This is a genomic window from Rhodopirellula sp. MGV, assembly GCF_002251265.1.
Classification (GTDB): Bacteria; Planctomycetota; Planctomycetia; order Pirellulales; family Pirellulaceae; genus Stieleria; species Stieleria baltica_A.
Window position 1 is genome coordinate 1 of sequence record NZ_NPDI01000023.1, and the last position, 16,373, is coordinate 16,373.

The window sequence follows — 16,373 nt, forward strand, 5'->3', positions numbered from 1 at the left end:
CTGCGAAGCTCCTGCATGCGGATGTGCTGCTGAACCAGCTTGTGGCTGCGAAGCCCCTTGCGGATGCAGCAAGAAACGCGGCGGACTGTTGGCTGGCTTGTTCAAGTGCAAGAAAAGCTCTTGCTGCGAACCAGCTTGCGGCTGCGAAGTTCCAGCTTGCGGATGTGCAGAACCAACCTGTGCAGCACCTGCTCCTTGCGGATGCGACATGGGCTGCGACAGCGGCTGTGACTCTTGCTGCAGCACCAAAAAGTGCGGCGGCCTGCTTCACAAGCTGTTCGGCAACCTGAAGAAAAGCTCTTGCTGCGACAGCGGCTGCGACGCTCTGAGCTGCGACAGCGGCTGCGGATGCGGAGCTCCTGCTTACGCCGCTCCTGTTGCACCGGCACCTGCTGCAGCTCCTGCTGACGCAGCACCGATGCCACCCGCACCGATCGTTGATCCAAGTGCAAGCGTCACACAAAAGCGACGCGTCATTCAAGCTAGCGCCCGCTTCGTTCGCTGAGATATGCGACCGTAGCAGCCAGACCTCGGTCTGGTGCTTGCTCTAAGACGTGAAACGCGAAAGCGGCCCGGCAACTCGATTGTCGGGCCGCTTTTTTTTGTTTGTTTGCGGCCAACCTGTCTGTCAGCAGGGATGCACGGATCAGTTTCTGGCACTGTTCGATTTCCGGCGTTGCCCCTACGCTGTGAACCTTCCCCGTGATCCCAGCGGTCACCCGAACAGTTCCGCAACGAAACAGATGTCCTATGCCCGCCGAAGAAGCTTCGATCCGTCAATTGCTTGACTCGCATCCCGATCCCGAAACGGGGCGTCCGATGGGGTCGATGGGACAGATCGGCGAGATCAAAGTCCAAGACCAAACGGTCGATGTGCAAATCGGCCTCTCCACACACTCGATGCCAATCAAAGCAGACGTCTGCGAGGCCATCGAATCAAAGATCATCGCAGCCAATCCGGGGCACACCGTCAACGTCAGCGTCGTCGAACATGCCCGCCCTGCGGCGCGGATCGGCCAAACGGCACTGCGAGCGAAAAGCGTGATCGCGGTCGGCAGTGGTAAAGGCGGTGTCGGCAAAAGCTCTGTTGCCGCTTCGCTAGCCCTCGCCCTGCGGCACCTCGGTTCCAAAGTCGGCTTGATGGATGCCGACGTCTATGGCCCCAGCGTGCCACACTTGCTGGGCCTTGGCGGACGCCCCGCGATCAGCGAAGAGAAACGCATCGAACCGATCATCCTGCGTGACGATTCGGGATCGCCGGAAATGCCTGTGATGTCGATGGGGTTCTTGGTCGAACCGGACCAAGCGGTGATCTGGCGAGGACCGATGCTGCACGGTTCGATCAACCAGTTTCTCGGCATGACCAATTGGGGTGAACTCGACTACCTGATCATCGACATGCCACCGGGAACCGGCGACGTCGCGCTGACGTTGTCGCAAGCCGTACCTTTGTCGGGCAGCGTCGTGGTCTGCACCCCACAAGAAGTCGCGTTGCTGGACGCGATCAAGGCGATCGCGATGTACAAGAAGGTCAACATTCCGATCCTGGGGATGGTCGAAAACATGAGCGGGTTCCAATGCCCCGATTGCGGCAAGACCTACGACATCTTTGGTTCGGGCGGGGCACGCGAGAAAGCCGACGCGCTGAACGTGCCATACCTGGGCGGGCTGCCGATCGATATCGAACTCCGCAAAGCCTGTGACGAAGGCCGCTTGCCCGCATTGATCCGTGACAACGTGACTGCTCGACTGCCCTTTGAACGCATCGCCCAATCTTTGGTGCGGACGATCGCCTCACGCAACGTTGCGGCCCCACCAAAGCCGACGCTACCGACGCTGTAATCGCGTTTGGCGCATTAAAAAACCACTCGGAAGCTCGCTTCCGAGTGGCCAAGATGAATTAGCTCGACGGTTAAATCGCCGAAAGCAGAAGCCTTAGCGACGCTTCTTAGCAGCCTTTTTCTTGGTTGCTTTCTTCTTCGTGGCTTTCTTTTTAGTAGCCTTCTTTTTGGTGGCTTTCTTTTTAGTAGCCTTCTTCTTGGTCGCTTTCTTCTTCGTAGCTTTCTTCGTTGCTACCTTTTTAGTTGCCTTCTTCTTGGCGGCTTTCTTCTTGGTAGCTTTCTTTTTGGTTGCTTTCTTCTTGGCCACAGTATTCCTCCGCGGAATTGGAACACGATGGAGAGTCATTGTGACTTGGGTGGGAACACTTCCCATTCAAGTCACCGGCCACGGCTCGCCATACGCTAGTAAGTGTCGAGCAAAGTCGAAATCGGTCATCCAACCTCCAGCCGACTTTGATCAACGAAACCTGCGGTATTTGTACGCGCTGCAACAAATTCCGCAACATCTTTTTGCAGATTTTATGCTTGCAAGAAAGGTCAGTTCTGCTATGCGGCGGCCAACATTCACACACTCGGTTTAGTCGCAACGGATAGGACCGATCAAGTTCGATGGCAGGCATCACATCGCAGCGGTTCGATCATCGCGCGAACAACGTTTGATTGGAGTGCTTCCAAACGTGTTGACGCAACTGTTGATGTATCAATGTGTTGTGCGCACCACACGTGTGTCGGTAACGTTGCCGTTGAATCATCCAAGCCGCACTCAAGTGCTTGATCGCATCGACCTTTCGAACAGCCAATGAACGCTTCAGTGGATGCGTTCGTTCGTCTGTTTAACGCTCATCAATCGCTGTAAAAGTTTTTGAAATTTTTTTTGCCAAACAGACCACTTCACGTTCAAACAACAGCGTCACTTAACGCCAAGGGTTGTTCATCGCGGTAAGCATCTGGTAACTGCTGAAGGCAAACATGCCAAAGAAGATACCCATCATCGGTTGATCGTTCATCAGCGCATAGCTCGCCAACAGCACCGCAGTGATGACGCTGACCCACAACGATTGCTGAACGTGACCGCCGTTTAACAGGATCAAACTGCGTGCAATACGCCCACCATCAAGCGGCCATACCGGGACAAGGTTCAACAACGCCCAAAGCACGCTCGGCACGATGTAAAATGTGGAAAGCGTGAGCAAGCCGCGGTTGTCCATGAAGCCACCTTCGGTGACCCAAGGGATGTTCGCCAAGAACGATGGCATCAAGAAGAACGCGAACACTTGATACCCCGCAAGCTTGATCGCCAAGATGATCAGAATCGCCGAGATCAACTGAAACGCAGGTCCCGCAAAAGCGATGACCAAGTCACGTTTTTCGCCCAAGCGACCGACCGAAGCTCCGGGGAAACGACCGCCCGACGGAATTGCCATTCCGCCGAAGTGATACAGCACGATCGACGATTCGATCCCATAGCGGCGGAATGCGAACGCATGGCCAAGCTCGTGAATCAGTATCGAAAGCAACAAGCAGCCTGCCCAAGCGGCCAGTAAGGGTGCGACGCCGACCTCTCCGTTGAAGAAGCCCATCGATGCGAAGCGAGCCAATTCGTACCCAAACACGATCGCGCCAAGCCAAAACGTAACCGCGATACGGACCGGAAAGCCGAATAGCGTGAAGCGAAGGTCGTAATCGGTTTCGGGCGGATCGGCGAGTAACATGGCAGTCGATGGAGAAGGTGTTCGCGTGGAAAGGTAATCACGTCGGTTTCTGCGAGGAATCTTGTCGCCGATCCCGAGGATTGGCAAGTCTAAGCGTCCATGTCGCGAAGCGCAGGGAACTTGTCACGCCAGCGACGCAGTTCGTTGATCTCTAATTCGGTTTGCAAGACCTGAGCTTGGTCATCGGCTTCAAATAAACAGGTCCCCATGTAATCAAACGCAGCACTGCGTCCGTCAAACTGCAGGTTGGGTTCTACACCACTCCGGTTCACACCGACCACACACGCGAGGTTCTCGATCGCACGAGCCTGTAACAATCGCACCCAGTGCTCTGACCGCTTCGCCGGCCAACAGGCAATCAGTGTGAATAGTTCCGCACCGTCTTTGACCGCCGCGCGAAACAGTTCCGGGAACCGAAGGTCATAGCACACAAACGGCGCAATCTTTACGCCTTGCCACAGGAACACCTTGTGCGCCGAGCCGGCCGGGTAGTGCTTCGCTTCACCAGACAACGAGAACGGTCGCATCTTTCGATAACGGACCAGTTCGGTCCCATCAGGCGCAAACGCGACGCATTCGTTTGCCGCGTCTCCAGGCCCGTACTCGTTGACAACACCACCCATCACTGCAACATCGAACTCGGCTGCCAATTGCCGCAGCAACGTTTCGCCTTCGCGTGCATCGGATTGCTTGGTGTGCTCGGGGTTCATGCTGAACCCCGTCTCAAACATCTCTGGCAAGATCACCAATGAACCGGGGGTAACGGTTGTCCCGCCGATCAATTCACGAACACGTTGATGATTGCTGGCCCGGTCTTCCCAAGCCATGTCCAGTTGGATGGCAACGATCTTCATTGTCAGTTAACCCTACAGTAGCTTTGTCAGTCCGTCTCGTAGTCGCCCAACCCCTTCGGTCACCGACTCGCGATCCAACGCACCATACGACACACGTAAAGTACACCCTTCAGCACCGAAGGCACTGCCAGGCAGCACTGCCACACGGTAACGAACGATCAATTGTTCCACCAAGTCCATGTCCGTGCGATCGGTTCGCAAGTTCAAGAACAAATAGAACGCTCCACGCGGCATCGCGACACGGCAACGGTCACCTAAATCGGTAAGGCAATCGAGCGCGACGTCGCGAACCTGCGGCAAGCCCGCGATTTGTTCCAAACACCATGCCCGCCCCACATCGAGCGCTGCCGATGCGGCGACCTGGCAGACTTGCGGCGGGCAAATCAAATCCGTGTCTTGGATTTTGCAGTACCCGTCAAGCAACTGATCCGGGACAACCATGTAACCGAATCGCCAACCGGCAAGCGCGTACGATTTCGACAACGAGTAAATCGAAATCGTGTGTTGCCCGGCGCCTTCGATCGAACCTGGCGAGAAATGTGTGGCATCGTCGTACACAAAGTACTCGTACGCTTCGTCAGACACATGGAACAGACCTTTCTCAGCGCACAGTTGATTGATCTCACGCAACACGGACTCGTCATACGTGACGCCGGTCGGGTTGTTGGGCGAGACTGTGACGATCGCTCGCGTTCGAGAGGTGATCGCGTGTCGGATTGCGTTGAGATCAGGTTGCAGTTGATCATCGGTCGACACCGCGATTGTTTTGCACCCTGCCAACGTGATCGCCATCTCGTGATTGAAGTAAAATGGCGTCAACAAAATCACTTCGTCGCCAGGGTTCGTGATCGCCAAGATCGCATTGAAGAACCCCATGTTCGCACCGGCGGTACAGACCACCGAGCAACCAGCGCGTTTCGTCTCGATCCCGTTTTCGCGCGCAAGTTTGTCTTGCAACTTTTCGAGCAGTGTCGCTTGGCCAAGCACCGGCCCATAACGATCGAGCAACGGATCGGATGCGTGACCACTGATCGCATCAAAGACCTCGCGTGGCGGACGATAATGCACAACGCCTTGCCCCAGCGAGATGGTGCCTTCGTTGTCTCGCGCTAGGTTTGCAACGATCGGGATCACCGGATCTTGAACTTGTCGTACCCGGTCCGATTGTTTGAACATGATGAGGTTCGCTAGAGTTTCAAGTAGACGGCTATTTAGGCGGTGATGTGTCCCAGCAACGCTCCCACAACATACGCGAGTGCCGCCGCGGATCCGCCGACCGCAAGGGTTTCTGCACCCGCCAGGTACCAGCGTTCGTCGACAAACTTTGATTTGATCGCGCCGACCAAAAAGAACGCGACACATGTTAGCACCGTACTGATCAGATACGGTGCGGTTACCAAGGTTGGCGCGAACGCCGCAACGACAAAGGCAAGCAGTGGGACAAATCCGATCACATTGAATGCCACCATCGTTGCCGCGGCTGCTCGAATTGGCGATCGGCGTACGAGGCTTAAACCGTATTCGTCGGTCAACATCGTGTTGATCCAACGGTTGCGATCTTGGGTGATGATCTCGACGGCGCGGTCCAGGTCTTCGCCCTCGAACCCTTTTGCCGCAAAGATCTGCCGCACCTCTTCACGCTCGCCTTCGGGGTAGACGTCGATGTGGTGCATTTCGATTTCACGGACATTGTCGTGCAACTGCTGGTCGACGCGTGTTCCCAAAAAGTTGCTTGCCGCCATCGAGAACCCGTCGCCGATCAAGTTCGCAAAGCCCAGGATGATCACGATGTCGGAGGACAACCCTGCACCGGCCACTCCTGATACCACAGCAAACGTCGTGACGGTCCCATCGATGCCGCCATAGACCAAGTCGGACAAATAGCCGGCTTGGTTTTCTGTTGCCAAACGTGCGCGGATTTTCGCGACGCTGTGCTGGTCTTGTAACTCTTGTCGACTCGGTCGATGTAAGGCCATCAATCATCTTGAAAGTAGGGAAAAGGCATCACCGCCTTAGGAAATACCCTCATTCGCAAAGACGGTTCCCGCACCGGGCCAGTTCGGCCTTATGTTTGTCGCAGTGTACCTTGTGATGTGCTTAAGGTGAAACGAGGCCCCAGATGACTGTCGAACTGATGTCCGTCGAACAAGAGCTCGAACAGTTCATGTCCGGGCTGAAGAAACGCAACCCCTACGAGGAAGAGTTTCATCAAGCGGTTGAGGAAGTCGCCGCATCCGTTTTACCGTGGTACCTCGACCACGAGCAGTATCGTAAGGCACAGATCCTTGAACGGGTGACCGAGCCCGACCGAATTGTGACGTTTCGAGTCTGTTGGGAAACCGACGACGGAGACATTCGTGCCAATCGCGCGTGGCGCGTCCAGTTCAATCATTCGTTGGGGCCTTACAAAGGCGGATTGCGATTCCATCCCTCGGTCACCCTCAGCGTCTTAAAGTTCTTGGGGTTCGAACAGATCTTTAAGAACAGTTTGACCGGCTTGCCAATGGGCGGCGCCAAAGGCGGTTCGAACTTTAATCCGAAAGGCAAGAGCGAACGCGAAGTGATGCGGTTCTGCCAATCAATGATGACGGAACTCCATCGCCACATCGGAGAAGACGTTGACGTGCCGGCTGGTGATATCGGTGTCGGCGGGCGCGAAATCAGTTACCTGTTCGGGCAATACATGCGGCTAGAGAACCGTTGGAGCGGTGTGTTGACTGGCAAAGGGCTCTCCTTTGGCGGAAGCGCCGTACGTACCGAAGCGACCGGGTACGGATGCGTGTATTTCTGCGAACACATGTTGAACCAACACGGCGAAGAGTTGGCCGGCAAACGCGTCGCGATCAGTGGCAGCGGAAACGTCGCGACGTATGCGGCCGAAAAGGCGATCGAGAAAGGCACCAAAGTCGTCACGCTCAGCGACTCGGCCGGTTTCGTCCACATCAAAGATGGACTGACCGAACAACAGTTGCACTACGTGAAAGACCTCAAAGAAAACCGTCGCGGCAGAATCGAAGAGATGGCAGAAGCGTTCGCGTCGGTCGAGTATTACGCTGACGCTCGACCTTGGGGCGTCGACTGTGACGTGGCACTTCCCTGTGCGACGCAGAATGAAATGGATGCGATCGACGCCCAGCAGCTTGTCCGAGGCGGTTGCTTGGCGGTCTGCGAAGGTGCCAACATGCCGTTGACTGCTGAAGCGGCAAAGGTGTTGGCCGACAACGGCGTCTTGCACGCGCCGGGAAAGGCGTCCAACGCCGGCGGTGTCGCCGTCAGCGGATTGGAACAAAGCCAAAACGCGATGCGAATCAGTTGGACGCGTGAAGAGGTCGATGAACGATTGCGATCGATCATTGCCAACATCCACGCACGTTGCGTGGAGTACGGACACAAGCAGGGCCGTGTGAACTATGTCGATGGGGCGAACATCGCGGGTTTCAAGAAAGTCGCCGACGCGATGTTAGCGTACGGAGTGGTGTGAGTCGGTCCGATCGTCGATCTGCGACGACACACCTTCCGGACGAACGCCTCAAAAAAACGGCCACCGGTGTAATAACCGGTGGCCGTTTTGGCGGTTTCAAAATTCGATCGAGCTTGGAAGCTTAGACTTCCCAGCCTTCACGGTATTCGCGAGCGACGAATTCGTTGATCGCAGGCATGTTGGTGCTCTTCAGGTTTTCGGCATCCCATTCGATGCGTTGACCTTCACCGGCACGCAGTGCCAAGTTACCGACCAAGATGGTCTCGGTCAGACGGCCAGCGTAACCGAAGTTCGACATGGTGCCGGGCTCGTAATCGCCTTTGCAGGTTTCGACGAATTCCCATTTTTGACGAAGGTCCGTGTTGGCCTTGAACGGGATCCGTGGCAACGTTTGAGCTGGCAACTCGAAGTCAGCGTACTGGTCGCGAGGCAGCAGAACGTAGCGAGCACCGTAATCGTTCTCGCTGAACAGCATGCCTTTGCTACCGACAACCAACGCACCACTTTGCTTGTTGCCGCCGGCGCGTTGCTCGGCGATCTTCTTTTGGTAACGTGCTGGCAGTTGGCTGATCAAATCGTCCGATGGCAGTTCGCCACCGTCGTACCAGCGGAACTTGCAAGCCGGCAGGCCTTCACGCTCTGGGAACTCGAACAGGATCGAGCTGCTACCGGGATAGCTTTCGCCTTCGACGATGCCTGGGTTCTTGACTGCGGTGACGGCGATCGGGTCCCACAGTTTCAATGCCATGACGGGCATGTTGGTGGTGTGGCAAGCCATGTCGCCAAGAGCGCCGGTACCGAAGTCAACCCAACCACGCCAGTTGAACGAGTGGTAAGCGCCTTTCTTGAACGGACGCATTTGTGCTGGGCCGATCCAAGCGTCCCAGTTCAATGTGTCCGGCACGGGGTCTTCGCCAGCGGGGCGACCTTGACCTTGTGGCCACACAGGACGGTTCGACCAAATGTGAACTTCCGAGACGTCGCCGATCGCGCCGCTTTGGATGACTTCGACGGCTTCACGCAATCCGTCTTCGCTGGTGCCTTGGTTACCCATTTGAGTCACAACGCCGGTCTCTTCAGCCGTTTGACGCATCAGGCGTGCTTCGCTGATCGACCACGTCAGTGGCTTTTGGCAGTAGACGTGCTTCTTCATGCGCATCGCACGAACAGCGGCAGCAGCGTGCGTGTGGTCAGGCGTGCTGACGGTGACGATGTCGACCTTGTCGCCCAACTTTTCGAGCATTTCGCGGAAGTCCGAGAACTTCTCTGCGTCGGGGTGGTCGAGCGCTTTCTTCTCGAGGAACAGCGAGTCGACATCACAAAGGCCGACCAACTTGACGCCGTTTTCGGCGATGTGGCTAGCGTCGCTACTGCCTTTTCCGCCGACGCCGATACACGCGGCGGTCAAACCTTGTAGCGCCGAGTCTTGGGCACGAACCTGCTTTGACGTGCTGGTCCAGTATCCCGCCCCGATGGCACCTGCTGCCGCAGTTTGCCCCAGGAAAGTACGACGATTCGTCCGCTTGGTCATTCAAAAATTCCTCAGAAGAAGACAATGGGTTTTCGCTCGGCCGGATGCATAGTCGCTGAACCAGCGTCCGCGCAAATCACGTTAACTTTGCAGCCTAGAAAGAATAACCGTCTCTACGGCAAATCACAACGTTTTGACAGCCCAGTTCGTTGTCAACTCGGGAATCATTTGTCAACATGGAGGGTTCGGATGATGAAATCGGCCCCGTTGAGGACTTCCGCACAGGTTTCGCCAGCAGTGGTTCCTCAACATTGGTTCTTCAGCCAAGGTTTCACGTTTTCCCGCCGCAAGCTCACACCCCCCAATCAAATCTGATGATTCGATCGATTTTCCGAGGCCAACGTGGCCACGTTGTCTTTGCCGCGATCCTTTCGGTTTCCGCCACTAGCGGTTGTGGTCGTAAAGACGCCGCCCCCCCAGCTGAAAAGCCCGAGGCTGCCGTCGCTCCCGAAAAAGCCGCTCCCGAACCAGATGTCGCCGAAGACGTCAAAGCTCTGGAAGAGGCCGGATTTAGCCTGAAAAAAGACGATGCCGGCAACGTGGTCTCGTTCGGAGTCGCCAGTGATAGCGATATCAGTGACTCTTTCGTTCACCTCGCAGGCCTGAAAAATGTCAAGGAAGCCCAGTTCAGCGGCCCTGGAATCGGCGATGAAGGCCTGGATGTACTTTCAGAGCTACAAACCCTCAAGGTCCTCGACCTCACCGATTCGGCGATCACCGACGAAACACTCGAGCCGATTTCCAAGATCACCAACCTCGACGTGCTTCGCCTCCGCCGCGTTGCTGTCACCGCCGAAGGGTTGGCGAAACTGAAACCGCTGCAGAAACTTCGCGTCATCGACCTGCGAAACACCACCTGCAAAGACGATGCGATCAAAGAGGTTTCGGCCCTCAAATCGCTGATCGATATCCAACTCGAAAAAACACAAATCAGCGACACGGCGATCACCTACCTGACCGGCTTGAAACTGAAATCGTTCAACGCCAACGCCTGTCGTACACTGACCAACGCGACGCTTGAATCGCTTGGCAAAATCGCAACCCTGCAACAAATCCAAGTCGATTACTCGTCGATCACCGACGACGGAATGAAGCACCTCGCCAACCTGAAGAACCTCTCACGCGTTCGCATCCGCGGTTGCTTCGTCACCGACAAGGGCATCGAAGCGATGGGCAGTGGCGACAAGATCCAACGTCTAGAACTGCGTGACACTGCGATCACCGGCGAAGCACTCGCACGCATCGCGACGTTCCCCAACCTGACCTTCTTGGACTTGGGCGAATGCCGACGGATTCAACCCGAAGGATTCAAGAACCTCGCCAAAGCGACGGGTTTGACCTACGCCGGTTTCTGGGAAACCAAACTGAACGACGAAGCGTTTCAAGCACTCGGCGGATTGACCAACCTGACCACGCTTGACGCACGCGACACGGAACTCGGCGACGAATCCGTCGACACGATCTTGAAGTTCACCAAGTTGACCAAGCTTGATCTCGCCGGAAACCAAATGATGACTGACGATGGCTTCATCAAACTCGCTCAGCTTCCGAACTTGACTTGGATCGGTGTCGGCAACTCGAACATCGGCTATGACGCGTTCGACGAGTTTGAAAAGAACGAAAACCTGCACATCGAAGAGTAGGCCTCTAACGGCGCTCTAACGAACGCGTGATACACGATCCGCTGGTAAGCCACGACTTGCCGGCGGATCAGGGAAACTGATACGCCTCGTTGGTTACATCAAAATCGCTGTCTGTCAGCCCAACGTTGGTTTTCAAATCGCGGTACTCGTACGACTCCAGCAGCGGCAACTCGCCGCCTTCTTTTTCCGGCCAACCGAAACTGCGGTAACTCAATACAAGCAGTTCTTCTGGGTCGAAGATAATCTCCGCGAGTGAGAAGTCGTCTTTGCCACCGCCCGGTTTGCTGCGGGTCGCTTGGATTAGCTCACAATTGCGTCCATAGTATTCGTGATCTTTGGTAATCGTGACAGAGACATCGGGGTTATCGAGGTCCTTCTTGCCGCGTTCGAGCAGCTGTTCGGTCAACCGGGAGAGGCCGATTTCATAGATCGGGAACTTTTGTCCCTGCATCGCCAGCATCCCGGTCGGATCGAGCCAGATCGTTTTCCAGCTCAGCAGCATCGACGTTTCGTGGACCGCCATCAGCCCGTCATTGAGATCTTTGCCCCAGATCACTTCGCGCCCTGCGATCCCCTCGGGTGCTTTGAATTTGATATAGATTCGCATCGGCGCGTCGTTCGACTCGTTGCGATGCCGAGTATGAATCTTTACTTCCATCTCGTTGCGTTCGCTCAGCTTGCCCGCATCGTCACGTTGCTGCTTCACGAACGTCGCGGTGTAGTCGTTCAACGACGTGTCCATTTTATCGAGCGCCCGCTCGGCTAGATCCAGCACGTCGCGCATCGACGATTCACGCGTTTGCGAATTGGCGTCGTCATCGCTCTGCAACTCAGCTTTGGGCGGCGGTGCGGTGGGTGCGATATCTTGCTTTACATCGGGGCCCGACCGCACGGCAAAGGCGACACCGCCGATCAAGACGAGGATCACACCGATCGCGATCGGAATACGGCGAATAGTAGGCGAGGTCGTCATCGTTCAGTGGGGCAGCAAGTGTAAATGGAATGAACCGCGGTTGCGGATCGACGGGCGATCGTTGTAGTTGAGCCGCAACACCAACCGCAAGGCGATCTTTGTGAGGCCAGCGATCACTCACTCGTTTGGTGCCGCCGCTGGGACTGTGGATTGTTTTCGGCGGGCTAGTCCTGCGAACGCTCGACCCACCCGATGGGCGAATCGATTGCGGTCCGCTCTCCTGCGATCCGACAAAAAAACACGGCCCGGACGCTGGCGTCCGACCCGTGTTTCGAAAGACGTTTGCTGTGCAGGAGCACAGCATCAATGCCGTTCTGCGACTAGAACTGGCCAGGCTGCTGTGGCTTCATCGAAGCACCGATCGCTTCGATTAGCGATTCGCCGACTTTGATGCTGACGTTCGATCCATTGTCGATCGAGTCGGTGACCATCGTGATGGTGCCTTTGTCGCTCGACGCATTCAACGAAGCGATAATCGGTTCCAGCTTTTCGGCGACGCGTGGGTCAACCGAGCGAGCCAATTCCAGGAATGGCATCAGCTTCATTTTGAACTGACCCAAGGGGCGATTTCCGTTGTCGCTGGAGTTTCCGGCGTCGATGAACTGGTTCAGGACACCTTCGCTGTCACGTCCGATTGCCAGGTAAATCGCTTTCGGAGCGGTGCCGATGTGAACCTTCAGCGTGTCGCCGAACATCGAACGCAATTCGTGCTCGTATTCGGGAATGTCAGCTTCGATCAAGTGCATGGTGACGTCGCCGTGTTTGCCAACGTCGAACGAGAACCGAGGTGCGTCATCGACGTCTGGAACCTTGGTGGCGAGATCTTTGGCCAATGCGGCGAAGTCTTCACCGTCGGCGATAAAGAAGCCCAGTACGGCGTTGAATTTGTCGGTACCGGCGTTGACCATCAAGCCCATGTCGGCTTTGCCTTCTTCGATCGATTCGGTGATGATCGCGAAAAATCGGCCCATGTACTGCTCGATTTCTTCGATCTGTTGTGGTGGCATGTTGCCTTCCGCTTCGATCGCACCACGAATCATCGTGGTGGCGTTGCCCAAGCTGGACTTCGCTTGCGTGATCGCTTCTGGGCTGATCGAGGTCGCGCTGTGCAGGTACGCCGCGGCGCTCTCGTTGATCACCGACGCGAAACGCGATGGGATTGCTTGTTGACCGCCATACATCGCAGCCAGCTTGCTGCCGGGGACGGCAGTAAACGAAGCATCGAGGGCGATGTGACGTCCTTCTTGGTTGATGTTGATTCCGAAGAACAGTTGATCGGCGTCGCGAATCAATTGCTCAAGTTGCTCGATCGAGCTCTCGGCCATCTCGCGAGACGCTTCGTTATCGGGCTGGTTGGCCATGGCTTGTTCAAAGCCTTGACGCATCGAATCGATCGCGACGTTGCGCAGTTCCATCGGGATCTGCTGCACTTGCAACTTGACGGCAACGTTGTAGTCATCGCCCATGCCAGCGAAGAACGCGCTCGGATCGGCAGGAACCAAGCCCAACACGTCTTTGCTAGGAGCGGCGATCGCGTTGTTGCCGTTTTGCTTGATGAAGACGGTGTTGCGATTGACGGTCAAGACCAGCGTTCCGTCGTCGAGTTCGTCGACAGGACCGGTTTGTGTTTCGATTCGTTTCAGGATCGATCGGATGTCGCTGGTTGGCAACACGACGATCGGCTGCGGCATTCCACCAGCCAGCGGGACCAGAACGCCGATCGGTCGGCTGGTATCAATCCCTTGGGCGTACATGCCGGTCATCATGGCGAAGATGCCGCCAAACTGGGGCTGTCCCGCCAGAGTCGTGACGTGATTGACGTCCGCGGTCAGCTTGCTGATCGACGCAACAGAAACCACAACAACGGGCTGAGTGCCGTCGGTAAACGTAGCCGTTTGCGCTCGCGCCACCGGCGCGGCAACCATCGCCGCCATCAAAACGGCTGCCGAAGCGACCGTGCGAATGGGGGTGATGGCGAACCATTTCTTTGTCATTAAACCCATGTTCAATTGTAGTCCTTTTCGATGATTGGATTCTTGACCGATGGCTTACGAAATGATGGACCGTCGCGACAACCGCGACTACCTCAACAGCGAGGCTTCGATCCGATCCGCAGGGCGCTCGGCGTGAATGCGTGACATTGACACGCTAGTTAGGGGGCAAGCTAACAATTTTGCCGCCAGGCGACAATTGATCCACCAGAGGCGGTCAAGGATGCCACATACCCGTCCATTAGCGATAATTCTCGTGCGTACCCGCTCAATTGGGGACGCTTACTGGACGACTTACCCATCAGGCTGAGGCAAAGTTTCATCAAGGCGCAAAAAAAGCCGGCGTCCAATTTGAACGCCGGCTTCGAGTTTCATTTTGCGAGGTGAATCGCCCCAGTTAGTTGCCGAAACGGTTAGTTACCGAAACCGCCTGCAGCACCACCGCCCAGGCCGCCTGCGGCATTGCCGCCACCGGCAGCACCACCACCAGTTCCCGTTCCTGAGGTACCGCTGACGAAGTTAAACGTCGTCACGTCGCCCACTTGCGAGAAAAACGGTGCTGGCGAAATCCGCACGTAACGGCGGTCGGCCGAAATAATCGCCAACCCAGTCATACCGGCACCTTCGGGCAATTGCGTGATCTGCGGTTGGAAACCGACCGCAGGAGCTCGTCGCCAGAATGGGTTGTTGCCAGCACCAGACACACCACCGGTCATACGCTGAATGTCATAGTACAACTCGCTGAGTGCTTGGCCGGCGTTGTTTCCGGGATTTGCGAATTGGCCCAACATGTTGGCGTTTAGGTCACGTTGGACGTCACGCAGGTCGGCGAGTTGTGCTTCACCGAGTTGCTCTTTTCGCTTGCCGTCTTTGACTTCGAAAACCAACATCGCGTCCTTTTCGGTCAATGGGATCTCTTGGCGAATGAAGTTTTGGCTCGGACGTCCCGCGTCGGTCACGATTTCAACCGTCGCTTGTCCGGTCGAAACCTCACCCCAAATCTTGCGGACCATCAAACGGTACTGACCGCTGAATCCGCTTGGGCAGACATAGGTTTCCGAGATCGTTCCGCTTTTGCTTTCGCCTTGACCGGGATAGGAATCGCCCAACAGCGTTCCGCCACCGGCGCTGGAGCGGTTTTCCATTGAACACACGGTGCCGCTTGGTTCTTCAACCGCCAAATCGATGTCTGCGTCACCGGTCCATGAAACACGAATGACTACGTCGTGAGCCGAAGCCAATTTCAAAGCTTCACCAAACTTCGCCGCCTTTTCCGTTTGTCCTTCTTCGATCAAACCGGCGTAGGTGCTGCGGGCGAGCAGTTTTGCCTTGTCAACGATGTCCGAAAACTCAACTGGCCATGCTTGCGAAAGCACACCTTCGCAGGCCCAAACGATGGCATCATGATCGTCCAGCGACTCCGCCAAACGCATCCCCATCACGTACGGTTCGCGGCGATTGGGTTCCAGGTCAGCGACGCGTTGGCACAGACGCAATGACGCGGCGTACGAACCGATCGCTTCCAATCGCGACGCAACATTCAACACGTCCGATGGCGTTTCGGCAAAGTCAACAGCCGAAAGCAATGCTCGCTCGACTTCGACGTTGGGTGCGCCCGTGGCGGTCAACGCGATCGCATAAGCGTGATACATCCACGGCTGGATTTGTCCGGCCAAGATAGCTTCACTGATCAGGTCGCGTGACTGGGTAAACCATTCCAAAGCCGCTTCGCGGTCACCGGCCTGATCGGCTGCGGCGGCCTTGCTGGAAAAACGGCTGACGGTGCGACGGATTCGTTGATCGAGCAGCGTCACGTCTTCGGCAGTTTGGAGATCAAGTCCGGCGAAGTACTCCGCCCAAGCTTCCGAGCGGGTTTGGCCGTCTTTGACTTCCAGTTTGATGGGCTCAATCGCATCGAATTGCGATTGGGTCAATTGAGCTGGCGTCGCGGTCGCGGGTTGCTCGGGTTCATCGGTGGCTTTCTTGTCGGACAGTTGGACGTCATCTGGGACGACAAACATGCCGCCGCCCATGCCGCCGCCCATACCACCCATGCCGCCGCCCAACAGCCACCGCCGGCCCAGCCAGCCACGACCGTCAATCCTTACGCGGTAAACGCAGGGAACGAGAAGCCTCCTACCGAGTCCCTTCCTCCCCAGCCCAAAGCTCCACAGGTCATCACCAACCAGATGGCCGGGGCAACAAAAAGAACTCCCAAGCCGGTAAGCAAATCACCTGCTCCGACCGAGCCGGTGATCGTGACAACCAACACGCTCCACTTCGAGACCTCGGTGGTTAATAAATGCATTTCACGCCAGTGAGCGATCCAACCAACCACCAAACACAC

14 protein-coding genes are annotated in these 16,373 nt (G+C 56.3%); 4 read left to right on the top strand and 10 right to left on the bottom strand.

What is annotated here, in order from left to right:
- Together CGZ80_RS28550 and CGZ80_RS07595 are read left to right on the top strand one after the other, a co-directional pair.
- Positions 1-290, top strand: a 290-nt coding sequence (locus CGZ80_RS28550; RefSeq protein WP_233148293.1) for a hypothetical protein, incomplete at its 5' end; no start/stop codon positions are given.
- 460 nt (positions 291-750) lie between these two features.
- On the top strand, positions 751-1,842 hold the full coding sequence (locus CGZ80_RS07595; RefSeq protein ID WP_094412988.1) for an Mrp/NBP35 family ATP-binding protein: 1,092 nt from the start codon (positions 751-753) through the stop codon (positions 1,840-1,842).
- A gap of 93 nt (positions 1,843-1,935) precedes the next feature.
- Here CGZ80_RS07595 and CGZ80_RS07600 read toward each other — a convergent pair whose 3' ends face one another.
- From CGZ80_RS07600 to CGZ80_RS07620, 5 genes are all read right to left on the bottom strand, one after another.
- Positions 1,936-2,148: a hypothetical protein gene (locus CGZ80_RS07600; protein WP_198953650.1), complete on the bottom strand. Its 213-nt coding sequence runs from the start codon at positions 2,146-2,148 to the stop codon at positions 1,936-1,938.
- 607 nt (positions 2,149-2,755) lie between these two features.
- Positions 2,756-3,553 (bottom strand): site-2 protease family protein, encoded by a 798-nt coding sequence (locus tag CGZ80_RS07605; RefSeq protein ID WP_094412992.1) that lies wholly within the window; start codon positions 3,551-3,553, stop codon positions 2,756-2,758.
- An 89-nt stretch (positions 3,554-3,642) separates the two neighbouring features.
- A complete protein-coding gene (locus CGZ80_RS07610; RefSeq protein ID WP_094412994.1) occupies positions 3,643-4,407 on the bottom strand; it encodes a nitrilase-related carbon-nitrogen hydrolase in 765 nt (254 codons plus the stop codon).
- A gap of 12 nt (positions 4,408-4,419) precedes the next feature.
- Entirely contained in the window at positions 4,420-5,583 is a 1,164-nt protein-coding gene (locus CGZ80_RS07615) for a pyridoxal phosphate-dependent aminotransferase (protein WP_094412995.1), read from the bottom strand.
- 35 nt (positions 5,584-5,618) lie between these two features.
- Entirely contained in the window at positions 5,619-6,383 is a 765-nt protein-coding gene (locus tag CGZ80_RS07620; protein ID WP_094412997.1) for a VIT1/CCC1 transporter family protein, read from the bottom strand.
- 143 nt (positions 6,384-6,526) lie between these two features.
- Here CGZ80_RS07620 and gdhA point away from each other — a divergent pair, with 143 nt between their 5' ends.
- On the top strand, positions 6,527-7,888 hold the full coding sequence (gene gdhA, locus CGZ80_RS07625) for an NADP-specific glutamate dehydrogenase (protein ID WP_233148294.1): 1,362 nt from the start codon (positions 6,527-6,529) through the stop codon (positions 7,886-7,888).
- A 121-nt stretch (positions 7,889-8,009) separates the two neighbouring features.
- On the opposite strand, the gene CGZ80_RS07630 is transcribed toward gdhA, so the two are convergent.
- On the bottom strand, positions 8,010-9,419 hold the full coding sequence (locus CGZ80_RS07630) for a Gfo/Idh/MocA family protein (protein WP_094412999.1): 1,410 nt from the start codon (positions 9,417-9,419) through the stop codon (positions 8,010-8,012).
- Between the two features lie 314 nt (positions 9,420-9,733).
- On the opposite strand from CGZ80_RS07630, the gene CGZ80_RS07635 reads away from it, so the two are divergent.
- A complete protein-coding gene (locus tag CGZ80_RS07635; protein ID WP_158222599.1) occupies positions 9,734-11,062 on the top strand; it encodes a leucine-rich repeat domain-containing protein in 1,329 nt (442 codons plus the stop codon).
- Positions 11,063-11,129: 67 nt separating this feature from the next.
- On the opposite strand, the gene CGZ80_RS07640 is transcribed toward CGZ80_RS07635, so the two are convergent.
- From CGZ80_RS07640 to CGZ80_RS28555, 4 genes are all read right to left on the bottom strand, one after another.
- The gene (locus CGZ80_RS07640) at positions 11,130-12,035 is read right to left on the bottom strand and encodes a DUF1571 domain-containing protein (RefSeq protein WP_094413003.1); all 906 of its coding nucleotides are present in this window, start codon (positions 12,033-12,035) and stop codon (positions 11,130-11,132) included.
- 320 nt (positions 12,036-12,355) lie between these two features.
- Complete coding sequence (locus CGZ80_RS07645; RefSeq protein WP_094413005.1) at positions 12,356-14,029, bottom strand: hypothetical protein; 1,674 nt, start codon at positions 14,027-14,029, stop codon at positions 12,356-12,358.
- Positions 14,030-14,439: 410 nt separating this feature from the next.
- On the bottom strand, positions 14,440-16,080 hold the full coding sequence (locus CGZ80_RS28235; RefSeq protein WP_198953651.1) for a hypothetical protein: 1,641 nt from the start codon (positions 16,078-16,080) through the stop codon (positions 14,440-14,442).
- A 50-nt stretch (positions 16,081-16,130) separates the two neighbouring features.
- A partial coding sequence (locus CGZ80_RS28555; RefSeq protein ID WP_233148295.1) for a hypothetical protein occupies positions 16,131-16,373 on the bottom strand: 243 nt, incomplete at its 5' end.